Genomic DNA, 20226 nt, shown 5'->3' with positions numbered 1-20226 from the left:
AGCTGTTATAAATGAACACAGCCAAAGTATGCCACGTCCTGCGGCAATGTCTGCGTGAAGTCTCTATATTGCAGCCAATCCACTGTACGTGATTTTATAGTTTCCTAAGCAATGAAAAAGAGCGACCGGTTACCAACTCTAAACGGTCGCGGGGTCGCCCTGTCTACTTTTCATCTTGCTTGTCATCTTTTGATGATGGAAAGATGTCTTTAGCTGTTGTTTTCATTTTATACCAAAGCCAGTCAAACACTTTGTCAATTTCCTCGCTCTTACCAGTTACAATCGCTGTAGAGGCCATGTATTTAGAACCCCTAATAACTGTAACGTTGCCATCCACTTCTCCTTCGATACGGAGGGTGCCATTTTTAACGACTATGTCACCTTTAACTGTTTCACCGGCGGGCACGAGTACCGTTTGTCCTTCGACAACAAGATTCGGCTGTTTCGTCACCGAAAACTGCTGGTCGTTTCCATAACTTGAAAATAGTGTTGCACTCATAAGGATTAAAAACATGGCTGCAGCTGCCAAAAGTGGATGGCTACGCAACCAGCGTTGAACACCCGCTTGGGATTTTTCTTTGGGAAGTCGTGCCATAACACCGTTGACAAAGCTGTCCGGTGCCTTTATTTTTGCAGCACTTCCTATAAAAGCAATAGACTCAGTTAATCCATTCATAATTTCCTTACATTCTTTGCAGCTATCTAGGTGTTCTTTCAATAGCCGCTCTTCGTCACGGCTAATATCACCGTCTAAATACGCGTGCATATAGTGAACGATTTGTTCCGGACACGTATTCATATTAATTCCCTCCTACATATTACCTATCTGTTTCCGAAGTGCTTCCCGCCCTCTATGGACACGGGTCTTTACGGTCCCTAGTGGTAATTCCAAAATGTCACCAATTTCTTGTAGCGGTAATTCCTCGATATACCTTAAAATAATGACGGAACGGTATTTATCAGGAAGTCTTCCGATTTCGTAGTGGATTCGTTCCTGTAATTCCATTCTTTCGACTTCATCTTCAGGTAGCTCGCCGGATGCGGCAATTTGTGAGTACATATTCAGACCATCTGTACCCGGGACATTTGCATCGAGATAATAATCAGGTTTCTTCTTTCGAATTCGGTCGATGCATAAATTCGTCGCAATCCGAAACAGCCACGTTGAAAACTTCCGTTTTTGATCGAATGTATGAATATTGATATAGGCACGGACAAATGCTTCCTGCGCAATATCCTCTGCTTCTTGTGCGTTGCCAAGCATCCTGTAACATACTTGGTATAGGCGATGCTGAAATAAAGTCACTACTTCTTCAAATGCATTTTGATCGCCTTTCAAGACTTCATTTATTCGTTTATTGATCAGTTCATCCAATGTATTTCACCCTCCGCTCTATGCGGCTGTCCCTTCTATACGTTTGAAGGTGTCGACAGGTTTCATTTTTTTTCATTAATTTTATTTTAACAGATATTGTTAGTTATTTCCTCACTATATTTATGATTAGAAAAGTAAGTGGCTTATGATTGAAGTGAAATGCAGGATTCGAAACGGTTGTCCCGTGGAATGCATGGCTCTTTCAGTGTTTATACTCGCTCCCCTCAAAAAAAAGCCCATCTAAGTTACCAGATGGGCTTTCAAGAACTGATTAAATTAGTTTTTCTCCAAACAGTGAGCCCATTAAACCTACCGCAACATCAGCTGTTTTATTCTTCTCATCCAAAATCGGATTTACTTCTACAAATTCAGCCGAAGTAATCATGCCTGAGTCTTCCAGCATTTCCATCGCTAAATGGCTTTCCCGATAACTAATTCCCCCCGGTACCGGCGTTCCGACTCCTGGTGTATACAGCGGATCAAGTCCATCTAAGTCAAGCGACAAGTGGACACCGTCGACATCACGTGAACGTAGATAGGCGAGAGCGTCTTCCATAACCGAAGTCATTCCGTAGCGATCGATTTCATGCATCGTGAACACCTTGACACCTTGCTCCTTGAGCAATTGACGTTCTTCCGGATCCACAGAACGTGCTCCGATGATGACAACATTCTTCGGTTTTACTTTTTGACCTTCACTATGTATATTAACGAGACTTTCGTGCCCTAGCCCAACACTTACGGCAAGAGGCATTCCATGAATATTACCGGAAGGCGATGTCTCTGCAGTATTAAAATCTGCATGCGCATCATACCAGATGACACCGAGATTTTTATATTTTTCCGACAAGCCAGCAAGTGTTCCAATAGCGATGCTGTGATCGCCTCCTAAAACAAGTGGGAATCTACCCGCATCCACAACTTCAGCAACTTTTCGCGCAAGCTCCGTAGTCGCTTGAATGACTTCATCTAAGTTCTTCAAATTCGTATCACTATGTTTTTTTCTTTCCACAGCACTTACCTGAACATCGCCCTCATCCGTAACCTGATGGCCAATCGATTCAATTCTCCCTACAGCACCTGCATATCGGATTGCACTTGGCCCCATATCCACCCCACGACGACTTTGTCCAAAATCGAGTGGTACACCGATTAATGAAATATTCAAATGTTGCATGTCAAATTACCTCCCCTTATCTATATCTCTAGTATAAGTCCATGAGAAGGTTTGGCTCAACTCAACAAGTATCTGAATATTTATTCGTTTACAATCTTTTCCCCATGAACTGTTCACATGCATCAGGAGACGTTGGTTTGCTATAGTAATAGCCTTGACCCTCACGACAACCTAAATTCATTAGGATAACGGCTTGTTCTTCATACTCCACACCTTCCGCAATGACGTTTAAGCCCACAGTATCTGCTAAAGTTACAATAGCCTTAACGATTGCCTGGCTATCTTCATTCAGGTGTATATCGCGCACAAAGGACATATCGATTTTAATCGTATCAGCTGGTAGTTCTTTGATATAACTAAACGTACTATAACCTGTTCCAAAGTCATCGATAGACACCGTAATACCCAACGCCCTTATTTCACGAATTCTTCCCTGCATATCTTCCCGGTCGGCAAATGCACTTTCAGTTAATTCGATTTCAATCAAATCTGTTGTGACACCCGTCTCTTCAAGAATTGTTTTAATCGTATGCAAAATAGTTGGTTCTTCCAATTGCACGGCTGACATATTGATAGCCACCCGAAACGGTCCATATCCATTATCTTGCCACTTTTTTGCCTGCCCGCAAGCTTCACGCAGTACCCATTCCCCGAGAGGTATGATGATTTTCGTCTCTTCCGCCACGGGAATGAACTTATCGGGTGGTATTCTGCCAAGATCGGGATGATTCCACCGCACTAACGCTTCAACACCTATCAACTTCCCTGTCTTCAAGTTCACTTTAGGCTGATAATCAAGATGGAGATGACCCAAATGAACGCTTTTCCGTAATTCATTCTCCAGCAAGATCCGCTCCAATGTTTTGGCCGCTGTTCCGTGCTGATACATCTCACATCCTCCGCCGCCATGCGTTCTGGCGATAGAAAGAGCTTTTTCTGCTTTCATTGCAAGCTCTGAAGGTTTTTTAGCATGCTCCGGATACAAGGCAATCCCGAAACTTAAAGATGGTGTGTGCATTTGGTCCTTTACTTCAATAGGTTCCTCAATATATTGCTGAACTTCTTTTGTCAGTTGTTCAGCGTGTTGTGCATCACGTACATCTAAAAGAAGGAATGCAAATTCATCACCTGAAAGTCTGCCAATAACAGTTTTTTCTTTTAGAATTGTCCTTAACCTCTTCGCAATAACAGACAAAATATAATCACCTACCTCGTGTCCAAGCGAATCATTCACATAGCGAAGACGGTCGACATTCATATAGATACAGGCTCGTTTTGTTCTCTGTTTTTTCGCTACTTCTATTTCTTGATAAAACATTTTCCGAAATGAAGTTCGATTAGGTAAACTGGTCAATTGGTCATTATAAGCAAGGTCGCGTATCATCCGCTCAGACTCTTTACTCTTAGTGATGTCATAGCGGATGGATATATATTGATAGGGCTTTCCGTTATCATTTAAAAATGGAACTATCATCGTGTCGACCCAATAATAAGATCCATCCTTGGCTTTATTACAGATTTCACCACGCCATGTATTTCCCCTGCCGATTGTCGCCCATAGCTCTTTGAAAAACGAAGAAGGATGAAAGCCTGAATTGATAATCCGATGGTCTGCCCCCACAAGTTCCTCCACACTGTATTGCGCTATTTTTGTAAACAACTCATTCACATACACTATTTTCCCAGTCTGGTCTGTGACAGCAACAATAGCTGACTGATCAAGTGCATAGGCAATGTCCCTAAGCATTTTTTCCGGACTATGACTACCATCATGGCGAATTAAATCATCTACCATTTTATTATTTCCTTGCATAAAATCACTTCTTTCCTAAAAACCTTTTTCAACCTACGTGGGCCTGCAAAAATAATTATAACCCCATTTACTCTACTATAAATTCGTTCTTTCGGGCTATATATGATGAAATAAAGAACTTCAGTAAATTCGCTTCGGAGCTAAGGGATACCTGCCGACTTCAGCTATCTTTTTTATGGCGCCTTCACTCAGTTCATATCGGTATTTCATTTGTTCAATATAGAGAATTATATCTAGTTGAAAATAGAAAAAAACCCTTTCACTTTGGCGAAAGGGTTAATAAAGCTATTTGCAATTCACATGGTTTGGTAAAGCAAGAAAATGGCTGGGGTAGCTGGATTCGAACCAACGAGTAACGGAGTCAAAGTCCGTTGCCTTACCACTTGGCTATACCCCATTAGTATTTAAGTTTAATTCTTTTCGGTGCTTTGCATTAAAGTAAGATCTACTCTATTCAATGCTTTACATAACAACCTTAAAGTAAACTCTTTTTAACGCGAAACGTTAAAATCAAGGAATACTGTTTTCAACGCAAGCGTTGAAAAAGTATTGGTGGTGGGGGGCAGATTCGAACTGCCGAACCCGAAGGAGCGGATTTACAGTCCGCCGCGTTTAGCCACTTCGCTACCCCACCATGTTAAAATATGTATTATTAGATTCAAAACCTTAAGTAACAAGCAAACTTCTTTCAACATTTCACGCTGAAAAAGTTTTAATGACCCCTACGGGATTCGAACCCGTGATACCGCCGTGAAAGGGCGGTGTCTTAACCGCTTGACCAAGGGGCCTCATTCTTAAAGTTGCTCTGGAGCTTCCAACCGGATTCGAACCGGTGACCTCTTCCTTACCATGGAAGCACTCTACCTACTGAGCTATGGAAGCATATGGCTCCGCAGGTAGGACTCGAACCTACGACCGATCGGTTAACAGCCGATTGCTCTACCACTGAGCTACTGCGGAATAATAAGTATTCATTTAAATTTGTTCATGTCGTTCAGGACAAACTCCATTATAACAAACATTAAATATTTTTCAAGACCTTTTTTAAAGTTTGTTTTGTTCCCGACAGCAACTTATATATATTATCACGTCTTTTGCATATTTGTCAACACACTTTCATAAACTTACGGTAGATTGTGCAAAAAGGGGACAACATATGCGAAACAAGTACATGATCACTGCCATTATTTGCTGCGCGCTCTTCCTGCTCCTTCCCGCTTTACCTAAACAACTATCTCTTGTATCCGTGTTCCGCGTAACGGAGGAACCTGCTGTTATTGTACGCGGCGCTAGTGGTTCCGCACTGACCGTAAATATTTCATTCGGGGATATAGAAGTGGAACAATGGATCCAAGAACTCAGTAAACCTTATCCACTTCTACTCGTTGATATGAAATGGGCTGGTCGTTTTCCAGAAACCGTGCAACTCATCAAAGAAAAAAATATTTCTATAGGGTTACTCGGCGATAAGGGTGTAACCTATGAACAAAACACAATTTTGTTCACAGAACAACTTGAGCAGTTCGAAAAAACTTTCGGGGTAAAACCTCTTTGGTTTCGTACCATTGATGAAGTTTTTCCAGCGAACTTGCATAGTATGCTCTGGGATGCGGAAGTTAATGCACTGGGTTCATCTGTTGTTTGGAATGGTGGCGACCTCCCTTCTGTCACTAAAGGAGAAATTATTTCTGTCCCCCATCACCGGGAAAACCGTGTTAATTTGGCTGAGTTAAAAAAGTTAGATAAAGATCGAACTTTTATATCTGTGGAAGCCATGTTATTCGGAACGAAGGTGAATGTCAAAAAAATACCCGAATAACCCAACCGCCTCACCTACTCTTATAAAAAAACAGCACAATCCGCCATTATCAACTGGCTGGTGTGCTGTTTTTTTATTTTGCTTTAGCAGACTTCGTAACTTTGCCTCGTGCTTTTCTGCGTGCTTCCAGCTTCACCTTATCTTCATCAGACTGCTTGTTGAACTTCGGCAGTACTAAGATTTGATACGCATTCACTGCAAGAAGCGGGAAGAGCAGGATTGTGACCCATGAATCGATATTACCTGAACGTACCATCAACGCAGGTAACCATTCAAGTGTTGTAATAACGATCATGAAGAATAGTGCTGAAATGAGCGTGTGTTTCTTCGTCCATTTCGCCTTGAAATAAGCGGTTATCGCGGAAACACCTACTAGTGTTGCAAGTAATCCTAAGTACAGAACTGTACGACCCGTCTCATCTGACGTCAATTGGAATCTGAAGAAGATAAGGTCAAATAGGACAATCGCAATGATTAATAGCTGAACCCAATTCCACAATGTGAGTGTCTTAAAGATATTCACACCGAATTGATGGACCGTTAAATAAGCAAAAAAGCCCATTTGCGCAACTACGCTCATCGTAAACCCAAGGAAGATCATCCACAGAAATGCACCTATGAATTGACCGTATTCACCATTGGATAAATATTGAGAGAAGAACTCCCAGCGGACAATTAATCCTACAACCGCCGTCATGAAGCCTCCGATTAGTAATGCTGTAAAAAAGAATTTGACCCAATTTCGTATTGTCACGATAGTGATCCTCCGTTTTGTTTTTCCTTCCAATAGTGTAACAACGTTTTGCTGAAAAATCTATTTCATTAAACGATTCATGCATATTCTACGTCGTATTGTGAACAATAAATGAAAATGCATCTGGAAGGGAATTTGATTTCCATGAAAAAAAGAATTGGTCTATTCCTGTTTTCGGCCCTTTTATTGACTGGATGTAGCATGCAGCAGGCTGCTCCGACATACGACGAAACAAAAAAAATGATGACCGATGCACTCCAGACGGAGGAGGGGAAAAAAGCGGTTCGGCAAATGTTCGCAGATCCGGAATTTAAGGAACTACTTATTCTAGAACAACCTGAAGTAAAGAAATCCGTCGAAGACACTCTCCTTTCTAAAAAAGGGGAAGATTTTTGGAAAAAAACGTTCGAAGATCCAAAGTTCACTGAAACCATTGCAAAAAGCATGAAGGAACAGCAGCAAGATATCATGAAACAACTGATGGATGATTCATCATTCCAAAAACAGTTGGAAGAGTTTTTCACCCAGCCCGACATGTTAAAGCAGTTAGAAACCGTTACCCAGTCGGCAAATATGAAGAAACATCTTGAAAAAGTTGTTGAAGAAACCATTAACAGCCCTTTACTGCAAACGAAATGGCAAGAACTGATTTTAAAAGCCGGTGAACCGAAACCAGAGGAGAGCGGTGGAGGTAGTGGCGGAGGTGCTGGCGGAAGTGGCGGAGAAGACAAGCAGGAAAAAAGTAATGGCGGAGGAGGCAAATAGCCTTCTCCACCTTTTTACATCCATTATTGTTTCGTAGTTTTTTTAATAATATTTTCCGCAATGTCCATGTAAATTTTCCCGATAGGATGATCTTCTGCATAGACGGAAGGTGCAAAATCTTCTTCATCCCAGTCCGGTTGGCCAAGAGGAATTTGCCCAAGTAACTCTGTACGAAGTTCCTCAGCTAATTTTACGCCGCCGCCTTGACCGAATACGAATTCACGTTCACCTGACGTTTTCGATTCGAACCAAGACATATTTTCAATTACACCAAGCAATTCATGGTCGGTCTGAAGCGCCATTGCTCCTGCACGCGCAGCAACAAATGCAGCTGTCGGATGCGGAGTCGTTACAACGATTTCTTTAGACGTCGGAATCATCTGGTGGATATCAAGCGCAACATCCCCTGTACCTGGCGGCAAATCGAGGAATAGGTAGTCAAGATCTCCCCACTCAACGTCGCGGAAGAACTGGTCGAGTGCTTTCCCAAGCATTGGACCGCGCCATACAACTGGTGCGTTATCCTCAACGAAGAAGCCCATAGAAATAACTTTTACGCCTAGACGTTCAACTGGGATAATCCGGTCACCCCGAACAACTGGCAAATCAGTTACACCCATCATATCTGGTACACTAAAGCCATAAATATCAGCATCAATTAAACCGACCTTTTTCCCTAGACGCGCAAGCGCTACAGCAAGGTTAACCGACACAGTCGATTTCCCTACGCCACCTTTACCAGACGCTATTGAAATAAATTCAACGTCATTCAGCGGTGACAATAAATCTTGTGCTTCCGATTCCGTCACTTTTCCACGGAACTGTTCCAGCACTTCTGCCGGTAATTCTTCGAAACGGATACCAACAGAATCAGCACCTGCTCCTTTCAATGCATCGACCACTTGTGTTTGAAGACCCATCTGTTCAGCAGTATTAATTTTAGCGATAGCTATCTTCACGCTAACATGCTTCTTCTCTGGCTTGATTGTTACGCCTGTAATTCCACTCGTCTCCGCAAGCGTTTTATGTAAAAACGGATCTTTCAGTTGCCCCAACAATTCACGTACTGTTTCTTCATTCATCAATGTAGACACCCCTTGGAGGTTTATTCATTCACCTCCAAGTATACCATAATAAGCTACCCGCAAATCCCATTAAGGCTCTCACTTTTCATCTGCAGTATGAAATTCAACGATACCTTCCATGATCGCATCAGCTACCTTGCCTTGATAAGCAGGGTCAATTAGGAGGGCCCTTTCTTCATTGTTTGACAGAAAACCTGTTTCAACGAGAACTGCTGGAGTCGGTACTTTTTTCAGCAAATAGACACCCTTAATTGCCATTGCTACTCGTTCCGTATTTTTTAAATTAGTCTGGAATGATTCTTGAATAGCTTTTGCCAGAAATTCACCATTAGGATCTCCCCCCGGATGATAAAAAACTTGAGACCCGCGCCATCTTTCCTCTGGTATTGCGTTAACGTGAACGCTGATGAACATATCAGGTTTTTCACTGATTGCAATGCTTTCCCTCAATTTCAAATCAGCCATTTTGCGTTCGCGAGTTGTTCCGAATTTCTCAGCCGGGGCATGTTCGGCCAACGCGTCGCCATCTTGTGTCCGCGTCATGATAACTGTCGCCCCTTTCTTTTCAAGCCGCTTCTTCAATTCATGAGAGATACTCAGTGTAATATCCCGTTCTACGACATCTCCGGATGAAGCGCCCCCGTCCATACCTCCATGTCCCGGGTCGATAAGTATCTTCACCCCACCAAGCTCTGCGGGCATGAAAAAATTCCGATCTGACGAAGCCTTAACGCCATACATGACAATTCCAAGAGAACACACAAATAATAAACAGATCACAAACCACCGTTTCATATGGACACCGCCTTTTTCCTTCACTATACGCAGATTCAGCGGCAGATATGTCCTACTTTGAGTAGAGATTGGGGGTAGAATTAGTTTTTACTGAACGAAGCAATGCTTTGCCAAAACCAAACGAGACTACAGCAATAGTTCACAACACTTTCATAAATTTCCACAACGCTTCCCTTAAACTAAACAACAAGCCAACTGTACCCCTATATTCCTAAAACCAAAAAAGGAACCCCGCAAGGTTCCTTTCCAAAAGTACTTATTCAGTAGCGCCTTCCCATTCCAGCATGCCGCCTAGCATGTTTGTAACATCATAGCCTTCATCCGCTAGGAACTCTTGCGCACGCCCACTACGGCCGCTTGAACGGCAAATCAGTATATATGGCTTAGAGCTATCAAGTTCACTCATACGCACCGGTACCTCGCCTAGAGGGATGTGAATTGCACCAGGGATCATCCCTGCCGCTACTTCATCTGCCTCGCGCACGTCGACCAAGTTAAGCTGCTCACCTTTTTCTATCCGTTCTTGTAATTCGGTAGTTGTGATTTCTTTCATAGCAAATCCTCCTCACATTTTATCCTTTCTACTTTACCATAGAAGCGGTGATATTCACGAAAAACAGCTGCCTTCAACGACAAGTTCCAGCTGAAGCTCAATTAGGTTCTGCCTAAAAGCTTTGGTATACTACATATATTGAAATGAAGAATCCCATTGAATCCGCTTTGGCGCTCGGGGATGCCTCCCGCCTTAAGTCAAGCAGCTTCGCCGCCAGTCTTAGGGCTTCGGCTACCCCTTGTAAGGCGCCTCCGCTCAGTTTATATAGGTATTCATTTGTCCGACATGTATAGTTAGAAATGATTTGAGAACTAGTATAAATTGAAATTAAGACTTCTTTCAAATCCACTACGGTGCTTTAAAGAGGCTTGTACTCTATTTATACACTGTCTTTAATACCTCGGTGGAATCTAGATTATCATGCAGCACGAAGGAGGACGAATCGAGCATGAAAGAAGATATTTCATACACGACCGAAGAAATTGCTCAGATTTTGAAAGTGTCCAAATTGACGGTCTACGATTTGATCAAAAAAGAACAATTGCCCTCGTACCGGGTTGGACGACAAATACGAGTAGACGCCCATGACTTGGCTGATTATAAAGAACAAACTAAAAGTAGAAGAAACGTAAATAGAGTGGACGCGCACTTTAACGGAAACCCTCCCGATGAAAGTAAGTCATTTACCACACCAACTAGACAAATCATAATTAGCGGGCAGGATTTGAGCTTAGACATATTGGCTAATTACATTGAGAAGAATTCGACTAGGTATCGTCCGCTTCGCTCGTATACAGGCAGTTTGAATAGTTTAGTTTCCATGTACCAAGGGGAGGCAGATGTCGTAAGTACTCACCTGTTTGACGGAGACACAGGGGAATATAATATTCCGTACATCCGCAAAATCCTCGTCGGACAACCTTACCTCATCATCAATTTCCTATCACGCTGGGAAGGCTTTTACGTGAGAAAGGGAAACCCTAAAAATATTCAATCTTGGACCGATTTAACGAAACCAGGAATTACAATGGTCAACCGAGAAAAAGGGTCCGGTGTACGGGTTTTAATTGACGAGAAGTTTCGGATAGAAGGCATTTCTCCTCAACATGTATCTGGCTATGAAGTAGAAGTATTGAACCACATAGGAGTTGCCAGCAAAGTTGCAAGCGAAGAAGCCGATGTAGGGATAGGCACTGAGAAAACTGCCCACCTCGTTGACGTTGACTTTATTCCCCTCATCCAAGAACAGTATGATCTCGTCATATTGAAAACTCCACAAAATGAAGGGCTTATTAATTTGATAACACATATTTTACATTCAGATTCATTTCAGAAAGAGATCCAATCAATTGGCGGTTACGATTTATCCAAAACAGGGAAAATCATCTATGAAACATTTTAACGAAGTCTAAAAAAGTTCCTCCCTTCAACGATTTGACTCAGTTGAAGGGAGGAACTTTTTTCAATTCGAAACAGCTATCCTTTTATGCAAATTATCGACAGTCTTTATTACCGACCCCTTTTCAAGATACAGGATTGTATCTCCAAGCTTCTCCGCCTCATTCATGTCATGCGTAACGATAATGAACGGAATTCGCCAAATCTCATGGAGTCTTAACAGTTCGTCCTGGCACTCAATCCGCGTTTCATGATCTAACGCAGACAAGGGCTCGTCAAGTAATAAAATGGATGGTTCTGTTGCTAAGGCACGCGCAAGTGCAACTCTTTGCTTCTCTCCGCCAGAAATTTGGTGGGGATATTTTTGTAACAAATGCTCTATCCCTAACACGCTTACTAAGTGTTCAATCCGAAACGGGGGCTCACCCTCTTTTTTCTTTTTCATTCCATAGGCAATATTTTTTTCCACAATCATATGAGGGAAAAGTGCATAATCCTGAAAGAGATAGCCGATGTTTCTGTTTTTAGTCGGTAGCGGTTTGCCTCCTTCACTGAAGTACGTTTTTCCATTTAACTTGATATATCCTGCGTCGGGTTTGTCCAACCCTGCTATATTATTTAAAATTGATGTTTTCCCGGATCCAGAGGGTCCAAATAAAACAAGAATTTCATCTTCTACCTTCAATTCAATATCCAACAAAAAGTGAGGTAGCTTTTTTTTGATGTGTACTTCGAGCATACAATCATCCTCTTATCCATTGTCATTTTTATAGCGACGCATGTTCCGCCTGCTCCACCAATTTAACCACATGATTGTACTAAATCCTAAAGCAACGATAATAACTACCCAAAAGGTAGCCTTCTCCATTTGCCCCGATTCTACCGCAAAGTAGATGGCCATCGGAATCGTATCTGTTTTTCCAGGAATATAGCCCGCCAACATCAACGTAGCCCCGAATTCCCCGAGTCCCCTTGCAAAAGAGAGGACTAAACCAGCAAGAAGACCCGGCCAAGCAAGACGAAACGAAATGGTCCAAAAAACACGCCACTCCGAAGCTCCCATTGTTCTAGCCACATTCTCCAACTTTGAATCCAAGTTTTCGAAAGCCGCACTTGCACTTTGATACATCAAAGGAAATGAGACGACAATTGAAGCTATAACCGCGCCAAGCCACGAGAAAATGATTTGAATACCGAACACGGAATATAGCCAACTTCCAATAAACCCATTCTTCCCAAAAAGTATCAGTAATCCAAACCCAACGACAGTCGGAGGTAAAACGAGTGGCAAAAGGAATAACGTTTCGATAAACCCTTTTCCAAAGAACGTTTTGCGTGCCAGTATTCGTGCGAAGAAGACTCCTCCTATAAAAACGAAAAGAGTGGAGATGCCCGCTACTTTTAACGATAAAAGTAATGGCGTATAATCCGTCTCATTCACATGCATCCCTCTTTCTACTTACTTGAATCCGTATTTCTTCAAGATTTCTTTGCCTTGCTCGCCTGCGAGAAACGCTAAAAATGCTTTCGCTTCTTCAGGGTGCTTCGAGTCGGCAATGACGGCCCCCGGATAAACAATTTGATCATGCCATTCAGGTTTAGCCGTAGCCACTACTTTTACCTTATCTGAAATCAATGCATCACTGGCATACACAACGCCAATATCCGCATTGCCCATTTCAACATGTGTCAGAACTTGGCGTACATCCGAACTCAAAACCAACTTACTTTGTAACGGCTCCCAAAGCTTCAGTGTTTCAAGTACTTCTTTCGAATAACGGCCAACAGGCACGCTTTCTGGCTCGCCGATAGCAAAATGATCAATTGTTGCTGAATCTATATCTTCAAATGAGGACAAATTGAATGGTTTTTCTTTATTCGTAATTAACACCAGCTCGTTTGTAGCAAAATCTAGTCGTGTATCTTCAAGTATCAGATTTCCCTTCTGCAGCTTATCCATATCTATTTTACTTGCCGATAGGAACACATCTGAGGGTGCACCTTGCTCGATTTGTTGCGCTAATTTACCTGAGCCCCCGGGATTGAACGACAAGGTAATGGTCGAATGTTCACTTTCAAAACTAGTTTTCAGTTCATTCAATGCATCTGTTAAACTGGCCGCGGCTGAAATTGTTAATTCAACTTCATCATCTGAACCACTGACAATTGGTTGTTGACCATTAGAACACCCTACCGAAATCAATAGCAAGCATAGTAAAACAAGGAAATAACTCATCTTTTTGATCATCTTAAGCCTCCCTATTCTTATACCAGTTATAACTGAATATAACTAGTTATATCCGGTTATGCTCTAATAGCTCTAATTATGAATTGCCATATACTGTAGGTCAAGTGATTTTCTTAATTAACTAACTACCTTCTCAGGATAAAACCATAAAAAAGCCCTCTTCCACGAATGGAAAAGGGCTTTTTTTAATTGAAAGATTAACGTTTTGAGAACTGTGGTGCACGACGTGCGCCTTTAAGACCTGGTTTTTTACGTTCTTTCATTCTTGCATCACGAGTAAGAAGTCCTGCTGATTTAAGCGCTGGACGGAAGTCAGGGTCTACTTGAAGTAGAGCACGTGCAACTCCGTGACGGATTGCTCCTGCTTGTCCAGTGTATCCACCACCATCAACGTTTACAAGGATATCGTAGCTTCCAAGAGTTTCCGTAATTACAAGTGGTTGTTTGATGATTTCGCGAAGTGTTGCAAATGGTACGTAGTCTTCTACGTCGCGTTTGTTGATGATAATTGTGCCATCTCCAGGAACTAGACGTACACGAGCTGTTGAGCTTTTACGACGGCCTGTGCCGAGATATTGTACTTGTGCCAAGTTGTTTCCTCCTCTTTAATTAACCGCGAAGTACGAATACTTCTGGTTGTTGTGCTGCGTGCGGGTGATCTGGTCCAGCGTATACATTAAGTTTTCTATATGTTTGACGGCCTAAAGGACCTTTTGGAAGCATTCCTTTAATTGCAAGTTCAAGCATTTTTGTCGGGAAGTTTGTACGCATTTCAAGAGCCGTACGTTGTTTCATGCTACCCGTGTAACCTGAGTGACGGTAGTAAATTTTGTCTTTCAATTTGTTACCTGTAAGATGAATCTTTTCTGCATTGATGATGATGACGTGGTCACCTGTATCAACGTGTGGTGTGAACGTAGGTTTATGTTTGCCGCGCAAAAGTGATGCAACTTCAGAAGCAAGACGACCAAGCGTCTGTCCTTCAGCGTCGACAACGAGCCATTTACGCTCTACTTCGTGACCTTTAGCCATGAATGTTGTACGCATAATTTTATCCTCCTAAATGAATCTCTATTAGTTCCCGTTTTCTCTATCCCTAAACACAAGTTTACCTTCCGGGGCTTATTTGTGGGGTTATTGAAATACCATTACTCATCTTATACTGAATTCCACATTAAGTCAAGCGATTCCTCTAAATACGCTAGGAAAAGTTGCCTTAGTCTTTGTAGCTCACTTCATCTAGATACAAACCGTGTGCTGGCGCGGTTTTAACGTTCGCTTTACGGCTGCAAGATTCAAGTATTTGCTTGACGTCTGCCGGCGTTTTCCAGCCGTTCCCTACGACAAGAAGCATACCTGCAATGCTTCTTACCATATTATATAAAAAGCCATTTCCTTCAATTGTCATGATGAGATAATCGCCTTTTTTTTCGAGTGTCAGCATTCTCACCGTTCTGACTTTATTGGAAGTCGCGGTTTTTGCTGAACAGAAACTTGTGAAATCATGCGTCCCAATTAAATAGGCAGCAGCTTCCTTCATCAACTCAATATCAGGATGTGATCTACCGAGATGAACGGAAAAATCACGCTCAAACGGACTATGCACTTCGCTATAGGACCACTTATAAACGTACGTCTTGCCAGTAGCAGAATAACGCGCATGGAAATCTTCGCTGACGTATTCAACTTCAACCAGTCGGATATCTGTAGGCAAAAGGACGTTTAACGCCAGCTTCCATCGATCTATCGGCAAGTTCAGCGGTGTATCAAAGTGAATCACTTGGCCATTTGCGTGTACACCCGAATCCGTCCGGCCGCTTGCGACCGAAAAAATTTCCTTGTCTTTATGCATTTTCACTAATGCTTTATCAATTTCCAATTGCACCGTTCGCATTCCCGGCTGTATCTGGTATCCAGAAAATCGAGTACCATCATACGAAACAATTGCTTTAACACGTTGCATTTGTATCCACCTCCTATGCCCTAAGCAGAAAGAGGACGACAACTAGAACAGCAAGCAATACCATTATCGTGGTATCACGCCAGTGCCACTTCAGCTGCCTGTACCTCGTCCTCCCCTCGCCTCCACGATAGCCACGAACCTCCATGGCGACTGCAAGGTCTTCAGCGCGTTTGAACGCACTCACAAAGAGAGGTACGAGCAAAGGAATGACTGCACGAATTCGCTGCTTAATAGAACCCGTACTAATGTCCGAACCTCTCGCCAATTGCGCTTTCAATATCTTATCCGTCTCATCCATCAATGTGGGGATGAAGCGCAGGGAAATTGACATCATCAGCGCAAGCTCATGAACAGGCAATTTAATTCGCTTAAATGGTCCCAGCAAGTCTTCCATACCATCCGTGATTGAAATCGGCGATGTCGTCAACGTCAAGATAGACGTCAGCAAAACCAATACAAGAAAACGAATGGAAATAAAAATACCTTGCCTCAACCCTTCTTCATATATCTTGATGAACTTCCAATCGACGAGAAGTGCTCCTTCTTTCGTAAAAAAGATATGCATGAGTAGCGTGAAAATAATCAAGAAAAGAATTGGTTTCAATCCGTTAAATAGGAAATACAACCGAATCCTTGAACTTAAAATTACGAGTAACGTAAATCCTAATAACACGGCGTACGTAACAGTATTATTTGCAAGGAAGACTCCAATGATGAAAAGAAAAACAAATGACAGCTTCGAACGAGGGTCGAGCTTGTGGACAAATGAATTGCCTGGAATATAGCGTCCGAAAATCATCTTTTCCAACATTAACGGCCACCTTCTTCCGTAGCGGCAAATGCAATTGCCTTGGCAAGCTGAGCTTCCGTTAATGCCAGTCCCTGGAGAGGACGACCAATTAACTTCTCAATGTCACGCTGGAACTTTACTGAGCGCGGTAGACCTAATCTAAAGGAGGTCAGCTTCTCTTCGTCAGCGAACACTTCCTGAGGCGTCCCAGACATGACTGAACTTCCGTTATGCATAACGATAATATTGTCCGCATAACGTGCAGCATCTTCCATACTATGCGTCACAAGAATTGTCGTTAGTTTTTCTTCCACATGGAGACGTTTGAAAAGTTCCATAATTTCAAGCCGCCCCCGCGGATCAAGTCCCGCAGTCGGCTCGTCCAATACGAGCACAGAAGGTTTAAACGCGAGTACACCCGCAATCGCAACCCGGCGCATCTGCCCTCCCGAAAGATCGAAAGGAGACTGCTGGGCAACCTCTGGAGGAAGTCCTAGCAATTCTATCAGTTGATGCGCTCGTCTCCTTGCCTCTTCTTCAGGTACACCAAAGTTCATAGGACCGAACATAATATCTTTTTCAACAGTCTCTTCAAAAAGCTGATGCTCTGGAAACTGGAATACAATACCCACATGCCTCCGGACATCTTTCAGTCCTTTCGCTTTCGTACCGGCAGTAATTGTCGTATCTCCAATTTTCACAATCCCTTCTGAAGGCTTTAACAAACCATTCAGATGCATAAGAAGTGTCGATTTTCCTGATCCGGTATGTCCAATTATTGCAGAATAAGAGCCAGAATGTATTGTCGCATCTACACTCTGCAATGCCCTTTTCTCAAAAGGAGTATCTTTTCCATACAAATATCCTACTTGCTGAAGTGAGATGTCCATAATTCATTCACCAACTCTTCTTCCGTCATATGCTCACCGACAAGATCCAGCCCATTTTCACGTAACAAACTGGATACTCTTAAAGCGAATGGTAAGTCCAAACCAATTTCCTCAAGTTCATTTCCCCGAGCAAATATCTGCTCCGGCGTACCAACAGTCAGAACTTTCCCCTTGTTCATGACAATAATACGATCTGCCAACAGCGCCTCTTCCAAATCATGTGTAATGGAAATGACCGTGAGGCCCGTCTTACGCTTTAATTCTTCAACTAAATGAATTACTTCATTACGTCCCTGTGGATCAAGCATCGACGTCGCTTCATCCATAATAAGAAGCTTTGGATGTAACGCGAGCGCCCCAGCTATTGCAACTCGTTGCTTTTGTCCGCCTGAGAGATGGTGAGGCTCCTGGTCGAGGAAATCACTCATGTTTACTTGCGCAAGTGCCTCATGAACCCGAGTCACCATTTCTTCGAAGGGAACTCCATTGTTCTCTAGCGCAAATGCAACATCATCTTGAACTGTCGAACCAACAAACTGGTTATCTGGATTTTGAAAAACAAAACCCATCCGTGAACGAATTTCCCATATATTGTTCTCAGTCAGTTTTTCAATAAATACGTTAACGTCCCCTTCTTCTGGGAACAAAAGTCCAATCATCAATTTCGCAAGTGTCGATTTACCGGAACCATTATGGCCAACAATAGCAATCCATTCATCTTCTTGTACCGTAAACGACACGCCGTCGACTGCTTTCTTTGCTACCTCGTCCTCAGAGTCATAGGAATAAGACACATTATCCATCGACAGAATTTCCTTCATCGCCTACCACCTCCGGCTACATTCACATTATGTATACTACGAAGGATCCCCTGCCAATTGACAAGGAATCCTTTTTTAAAAATGCGCTAGGCACCGTCACAAATGAACGCAGCTTAAGAACACCATTTCCAGGGGTAATAGCTGCATGACCTACATCTTGTAGGTCCGCGGCAGGCATTAGAGGGACCGGCGAAGCGGCGTTCTTTGCCAAGGAAGGCGTAAAAGAAAAGCAAGTTTAATCCTTCCTAGCTTACCCTCTTATGACCCGTGCGTCTGGTGCCTAGACATCATATTAGTCAAAAACTTATATATTGAAAAATCTGGACATTATTTTTGGATAAAAAAAAGCGCGCACCTCATCCGAAGAAATGCGCTCATATCTATGACTGGTACCAGGTGCTCAATCCGGTACCGCGGATGAGGTGCGTAGAGCTAGACCAGACGGTATAAACCGACGATCGTAACACTCAGCTTTTAAAGTTGTCGTATAAATTTTTAAAAAAAGGGTGCGGCTCTGGGTACGCCAGACACACCCCTTGAAGATTTAATCAATTGCCATTGTATATATTAAACGAGTTCGATTACAACGACAGGTGCTCCGTCGCCGCGACGAGGTCCCATTTTCATGATACGTGTATATCCACCTTGACGCTCAGCGTAACGTGGTGCAACATTATCAAAAAGTTTTTGGATTGCGTAGATTTCTTTCTCGTTGCCTTCACCGTCTGCCACTGTAACCAGTTCGCGACGGATAAATTGTGCAACTTGACGACGTGCATGCAAGTCTCCACGTTTACCAAGCGTAATCATTTTCTCAACAACTGAACGCAATTCTTTCGCACGAGCTTCTGTCGTTTGAATACGTTCGTGTACGATTAGATCTGTCGCTAGGTCGCGAAGCATTGCTTTACGTTGTGAACTTGTACGTCCAAGTTTTCTGTATCCCATAGAAGTTTCCCTCCTTCAATCTATAAATTCGCTCAATCTTCGGTGCGTAACACTAGGTTAAGCTCGTCCAATTTCGCTTTCACTTCTTCAAGTGATTTACGGCCAAGATTTCGTACTTTCATCATTTCGTCCTCTGACTTGCTAGCAAGTTCAAGAACTGTATTGATGCCTGCACGTTTTAGGCAATTGTAAGATCTAACTGAAAGGTCAAGTTCCTCAATAGTCATCTCGAGTACTTTCTCTTTCTGATCTTCCTCTTTTTCTACCATGATTTCTGCAGTTTGTGCTTCATCTGTCATGCCGACAAATATATTTAGATGCTCAGTTAGGATTTTTGCCCCAAGTGAAACAGCTTCTTTAGGACCGATGCTACCATCTGTCCAAACATCAAGTGTCAACTTATCAAAGTTCGCCATTTGGCCAACCCGAGTATTCTCCACTTGGAAGTTAACTCGTGAAACCGGAGTGTAAATAGAGTCGATTGGAATAACGCCAATTGCGAGATCCTCACGTTTGTTTTGATCAGAAGGTGCGTAACCACGTCCACGTACAGCATACATACGCATGCGCAAGTGACCGTTTTTACCAAGTGTCGCGATAGGAAGTTCAGGATTCAACACTTCTACGTCACTATCATGTGTAATGTCCGCAGCTGTGATAACTCCTTCGCCTTTCACGTCTATCTCAATCACTTTCTCTTCATCTGAATAGATTTTGAGAGCCAGTTTTTTCACGTTCAAAATAATTGATGCGACGTCTTCGACGACACCTTCAATTGTTGAGAATTCATGAAGCACACCATCAATCTGGATAGATGTAACAGCAGCTCCTGGCAGTGAAGATAGAAGGATGCGACGTAGGGAGTTTCCTAACGTATTTCCGTATCCGCGTTCAAGTGGTTCGATGATAAACTTACCGAACTTGATGTCTTCGGCGATCATAATTGTTTCAATCTTCGGTTTCTCAATCTCGATCATTCATTTACCCTCCTTCAAAACATCAATGTATAGGCCGTTCCATATTGAAATCGAT

General features: G+C 42.7%; 22 protein-coding genes and 5 tRNA genes. 3 read left to right on the top strand and 24 right to left on the bottom strand.

Annotated elements, in window-relative coordinates; genetic code table 11:
• Window positions 1-163 precede the first annotated feature (163 nt).
• The 9 genes from ACP8HG_RS18480 to ACP8HG_RS18440 all read right to left on the bottom strand — a co-directional run bounded on the left by ACP8HG_RS18480 (window position 164) and on the right by ACP8HG_RS18440 (window position 5325).
• Window positions 164-799 carry an anti-sigma factor gene (locus tag ACP8HG_RS18480; RefSeq protein WP_338653927.1) on the bottom strand — a complete coding sequence of 212 codons (636 nt, stop codon included), beginning with the start codon at window positions 797-799 and terminating at the stop codon, window positions 164-166.
• A gap of 12 nt (window positions 800-811) precedes the next feature.
• Window positions 812-1375 (bottom strand): RNA polymerase sigma factor SigW, encoded by a 564-nt coding sequence (gene sigW, locus ACP8HG_RS18475; RefSeq protein WP_067204872.1) that lies wholly within the window; start codon window positions 1373-1375, stop codon window positions 812-814.
• A gap of 271 nt (window positions 1376-1646) precedes the next feature.
• Window positions 1647-2552 carry an arginase gene (rocF, locus tag ACP8HG_RS18470; protein WP_067204869.1) on the bottom strand — a complete coding sequence of 302 codons (906 nt, stop codon included), beginning with the start codon at window positions 2550-2552 and terminating at the stop codon, window positions 1647-1649.
• A gap of 88 nt (window positions 2553-2640) precedes the next feature.
• On the bottom strand, window positions 2641-4365 hold the full coding sequence (locus ACP8HG_RS18465) for a GGDEF domain-containing phosphodiesterase (protein WP_067204866.1): 1725 nt from the start codon (window positions 4363-4365) through the stop codon (window positions 2641-2643).
• 322 nt (window positions 4366-4687) lie between these two features.
• A tRNA-Gln gene (locus tag ACP8HG_RS18460) sits at window positions 4688-4762 on the bottom strand.
• 153 nt (window positions 4763-4915) lie between these two features.
• Window positions 4916-4999 (bottom strand) — tRNA-Tyr (locus ACP8HG_RS18455).
• Between the two features lie 82 nt (window positions 5000-5081).
• Window positions 5082-5153 (bottom strand) — tRNA-Glu (locus tag ACP8HG_RS18450).
• Between the two features lie 18 nt (window positions 5154-5171).
• Window positions 5172-5247: transfer RNA gene (locus tag ACP8HG_RS18445), tRNA-Thr, on the bottom strand.
• Between the two features lie 3 nt (window positions 5248-5250).
• Window positions 5251-5325: transfer RNA gene (locus ACP8HG_RS18440), tRNA-Asn, on the bottom strand.
• Between the two features lie 196 nt (window positions 5326-5521).
• Between ACP8HG_RS18440 and ACP8HG_RS18435 the strand changes: the two genes are divergently transcribed.
• Window positions 5522-6184 (top strand): hypothetical protein, encoded by a 663-nt coding sequence (locus ACP8HG_RS18435; RefSeq protein WP_187046462.1) that lies wholly within the window; start codon window positions 5522-5524, stop codon window positions 6182-6184.
• A 73-nt stretch (window positions 6185-6257) separates the two neighbouring features.
• On the opposite strand, the gene ACP8HG_RS18430 is transcribed toward ACP8HG_RS18435, so the two are convergent.
• Entirely contained in the window at window positions 6258-6938 is a 681-nt protein-coding gene (locus ACP8HG_RS18430) for a KinB-signaling pathway activation protein (RefSeq protein ID WP_340741270.1), read from the bottom strand.
• Window positions 6939-7049: 111 nt separating this feature from the next.
• Here ACP8HG_RS18430 and gerD point away from each other — a divergent pair, with 111 nt between their 5' ends.
• Complete coding sequence (gerD, locus tag ACP8HG_RS18425; protein ID WP_438297538.1) at window positions 7050-7703, top strand: spore germination lipoprotein GerD; 654 nt, start codon at window positions 7050-7052, stop codon at window positions 7701-7703.
• Between the two features lie 23 nt (window positions 7704-7726).
• On the opposite strand, the gene ACP8HG_RS18420 is transcribed toward gerD, so the two are convergent.
• The 3 genes from ACP8HG_RS18420 to ACP8HG_RS18410 form a co-directional block, all read right to left on the bottom strand.
• Window positions 7727-8785: an Mrp/NBP35 family ATP-binding protein gene (locus tag ACP8HG_RS18420; RefSeq protein ID WP_370569990.1), complete on the bottom strand. Its 1059-nt coding sequence runs from the start codon at window positions 8783-8785 to the stop codon at window positions 7727-7729.
• An 81-nt stretch (window positions 8786-8866) separates the two neighbouring features.
• A complete protein-coding gene (locus ACP8HG_RS18415; RefSeq protein WP_067204853.1) occupies window positions 8867-9583 on the bottom strand; it encodes an N-acetylmuramoyl-L-alanine amidase in 717 nt (238 codons plus the stop codon).
• Window positions 9584-9839: 256 nt separating this feature from the next.
• Window positions 9840-10136, bottom strand: a complete 297-nt coding sequence (locus ACP8HG_RS18410) for a rhodanese-like domain-containing protein (RefSeq protein WP_338653939.1) — start codon at window positions 10134-10136, stop codon at window positions 9840-9842.
• 448 nt (window positions 10137-10584) lie between these two features.
• On the opposite strand from ACP8HG_RS18410, the gene ACP8HG_RS18405 reads away from it, so the two are divergent.
• The gene (locus ACP8HG_RS18405; protein ID WP_067204847.1) at window positions 10585-11538 is read left to right on the top strand and encodes a helix-turn-helix transcriptional regulator; all 954 of its coding nucleotides are present in this window, start codon (window positions 10585-10587) and stop codon (window positions 11536-11538) included.
• Window positions 11539-11598: 60 nt separating this feature from the next.
• Here ACP8HG_RS18405 and ACP8HG_RS18400 read toward each other — a convergent pair whose 3' ends face one another.
• The 11 genes from ACP8HG_RS18400 to ACP8HG_RS18350 all read right to left on the bottom strand — a co-directional run bounded on the left by ACP8HG_RS18400 (window position 11599) and on the right by ACP8HG_RS18350 (window position 20171).
• Window positions 11599-12273 carry an ATP-binding cassette domain-containing protein gene (locus ACP8HG_RS18400; protein ID WP_067204845.1) on the bottom strand — a complete coding sequence of 225 codons (675 nt, stop codon included), beginning with the start codon at window positions 12271-12273 and terminating at the stop codon, window positions 11599-11601.
• Window positions 12274-12285: 12 nt separating this feature from the next.
• The gene (modB, locus tag ACP8HG_RS18395; protein WP_067204842.1) at window positions 12286-12975 is read right to left on the bottom strand and encodes a molybdate ABC transporter permease subunit; all 690 of its coding nucleotides are present in this window, start codon (window positions 12973-12975) and stop codon (window positions 12286-12288) included.
• Window positions 12976-12993: 18 nt separating this feature from the next.
• Complete coding sequence (gene modA / locus ACP8HG_RS18390) at window positions 12994-13782, bottom strand: molybdate ABC transporter substrate-binding protein (protein WP_438297534.1); 789 nt, start codon at window positions 13780-13782, stop codon at window positions 12994-12996.
• 197 nt (window positions 13783-13979) lie between these two features.
• The gene (rpsI, locus tag ACP8HG_RS18385) at window positions 13980-14372 is read right to left on the bottom strand and encodes a 30S ribosomal protein S9 (protein ID WP_067204837.1); all 393 of its coding nucleotides are present in this window, start codon (window positions 14370-14372) and stop codon (window positions 13980-13982) included.
• A 19-nt stretch (window positions 14373-14391) separates the two neighbouring features.
• Window positions 14392-14829, bottom strand: coding sequence for a 50S ribosomal protein L13 (gene rplM / locus ACP8HG_RS18380; RefSeq protein WP_067204834.1), 438 nt, complete (start codon window positions 14827-14829; stop codon window positions 14392-14394).
• Window positions 14830-14998: 169 nt separating this feature from the next.
• On the bottom strand, window positions 14999-15745 hold the full coding sequence (gene truA, locus ACP8HG_RS18375; protein ID WP_187046456.1) for a tRNA pseudouridine(38-40) synthase TruA: 747 nt from the start codon (window positions 15743-15745) through the stop codon (window positions 14999-15001).
• A gap of 13 nt (window positions 15746-15758) precedes the next feature.
• Complete coding sequence (locus ACP8HG_RS18370) at window positions 15759-16556, bottom strand: energy-coupling factor transporter transmembrane component T family protein (protein ID WP_067204827.1); 798 nt, start codon at window positions 16554-16556, stop codon at window positions 15759-15761.
• A complete protein-coding gene (locus ACP8HG_RS18365; RefSeq protein WP_187046455.1) occupies window positions 16556-17425 on the bottom strand; it encodes an energy-coupling factor ABC transporter ATP-binding protein in 870 nt (289 codons plus the stop codon). Before ACP8HG_RS18365 ends, ACP8HG_RS18370 begins: the two co-directional genes overlap by 1 nt.
• On the bottom strand, window positions 17401-18246 hold the full coding sequence (locus ACP8HG_RS18360; RefSeq protein ID WP_067204821.1) for an energy-coupling factor ABC transporter ATP-binding protein: 846 nt from the start codon (window positions 18244-18246) through the stop codon (window positions 17401-17403). Before ACP8HG_RS18360 ends, ACP8HG_RS18365 begins: the two co-directional genes overlap by 25 nt.
• Before the next feature lie 567 nt (window positions 18247-18813).
• Window positions 18814-19194 carry a 50S ribosomal protein L17 gene (gene rplQ / locus ACP8HG_RS18355; RefSeq protein WP_067204818.1) on the bottom strand — a complete coding sequence of 127 codons (381 nt, stop codon included), beginning with the start codon at window positions 19192-19194 and terminating at the stop codon, window positions 18814-18816.
• Window positions 19195-19226: 32 nt separating this feature from the next.
• Window positions 19227-20171 (bottom strand): DNA-directed RNA polymerase subunit alpha, encoded by a 945-nt coding sequence (locus ACP8HG_RS18350; protein WP_067204816.1) that lies wholly within the window; start codon window positions 20169-20171, stop codon window positions 19227-19229.
• Window positions 20172-20226 lie beyond the last annotated feature (55 nt).

The organism is Sporosarcina sp. FA15, assembly GCF_051550195.1.
GTDB classification, from domain to species: domain Bacteria; phylum Bacillota; class Bacilli; order Bacillales_A; family Planococcaceae; genus Sporosarcina; species Sporosarcina psychrophila.
Note: the sequence above shows the minus strand (reverse complement) of the source record. Positions and strands in the feature narration are given on the sequence as shown.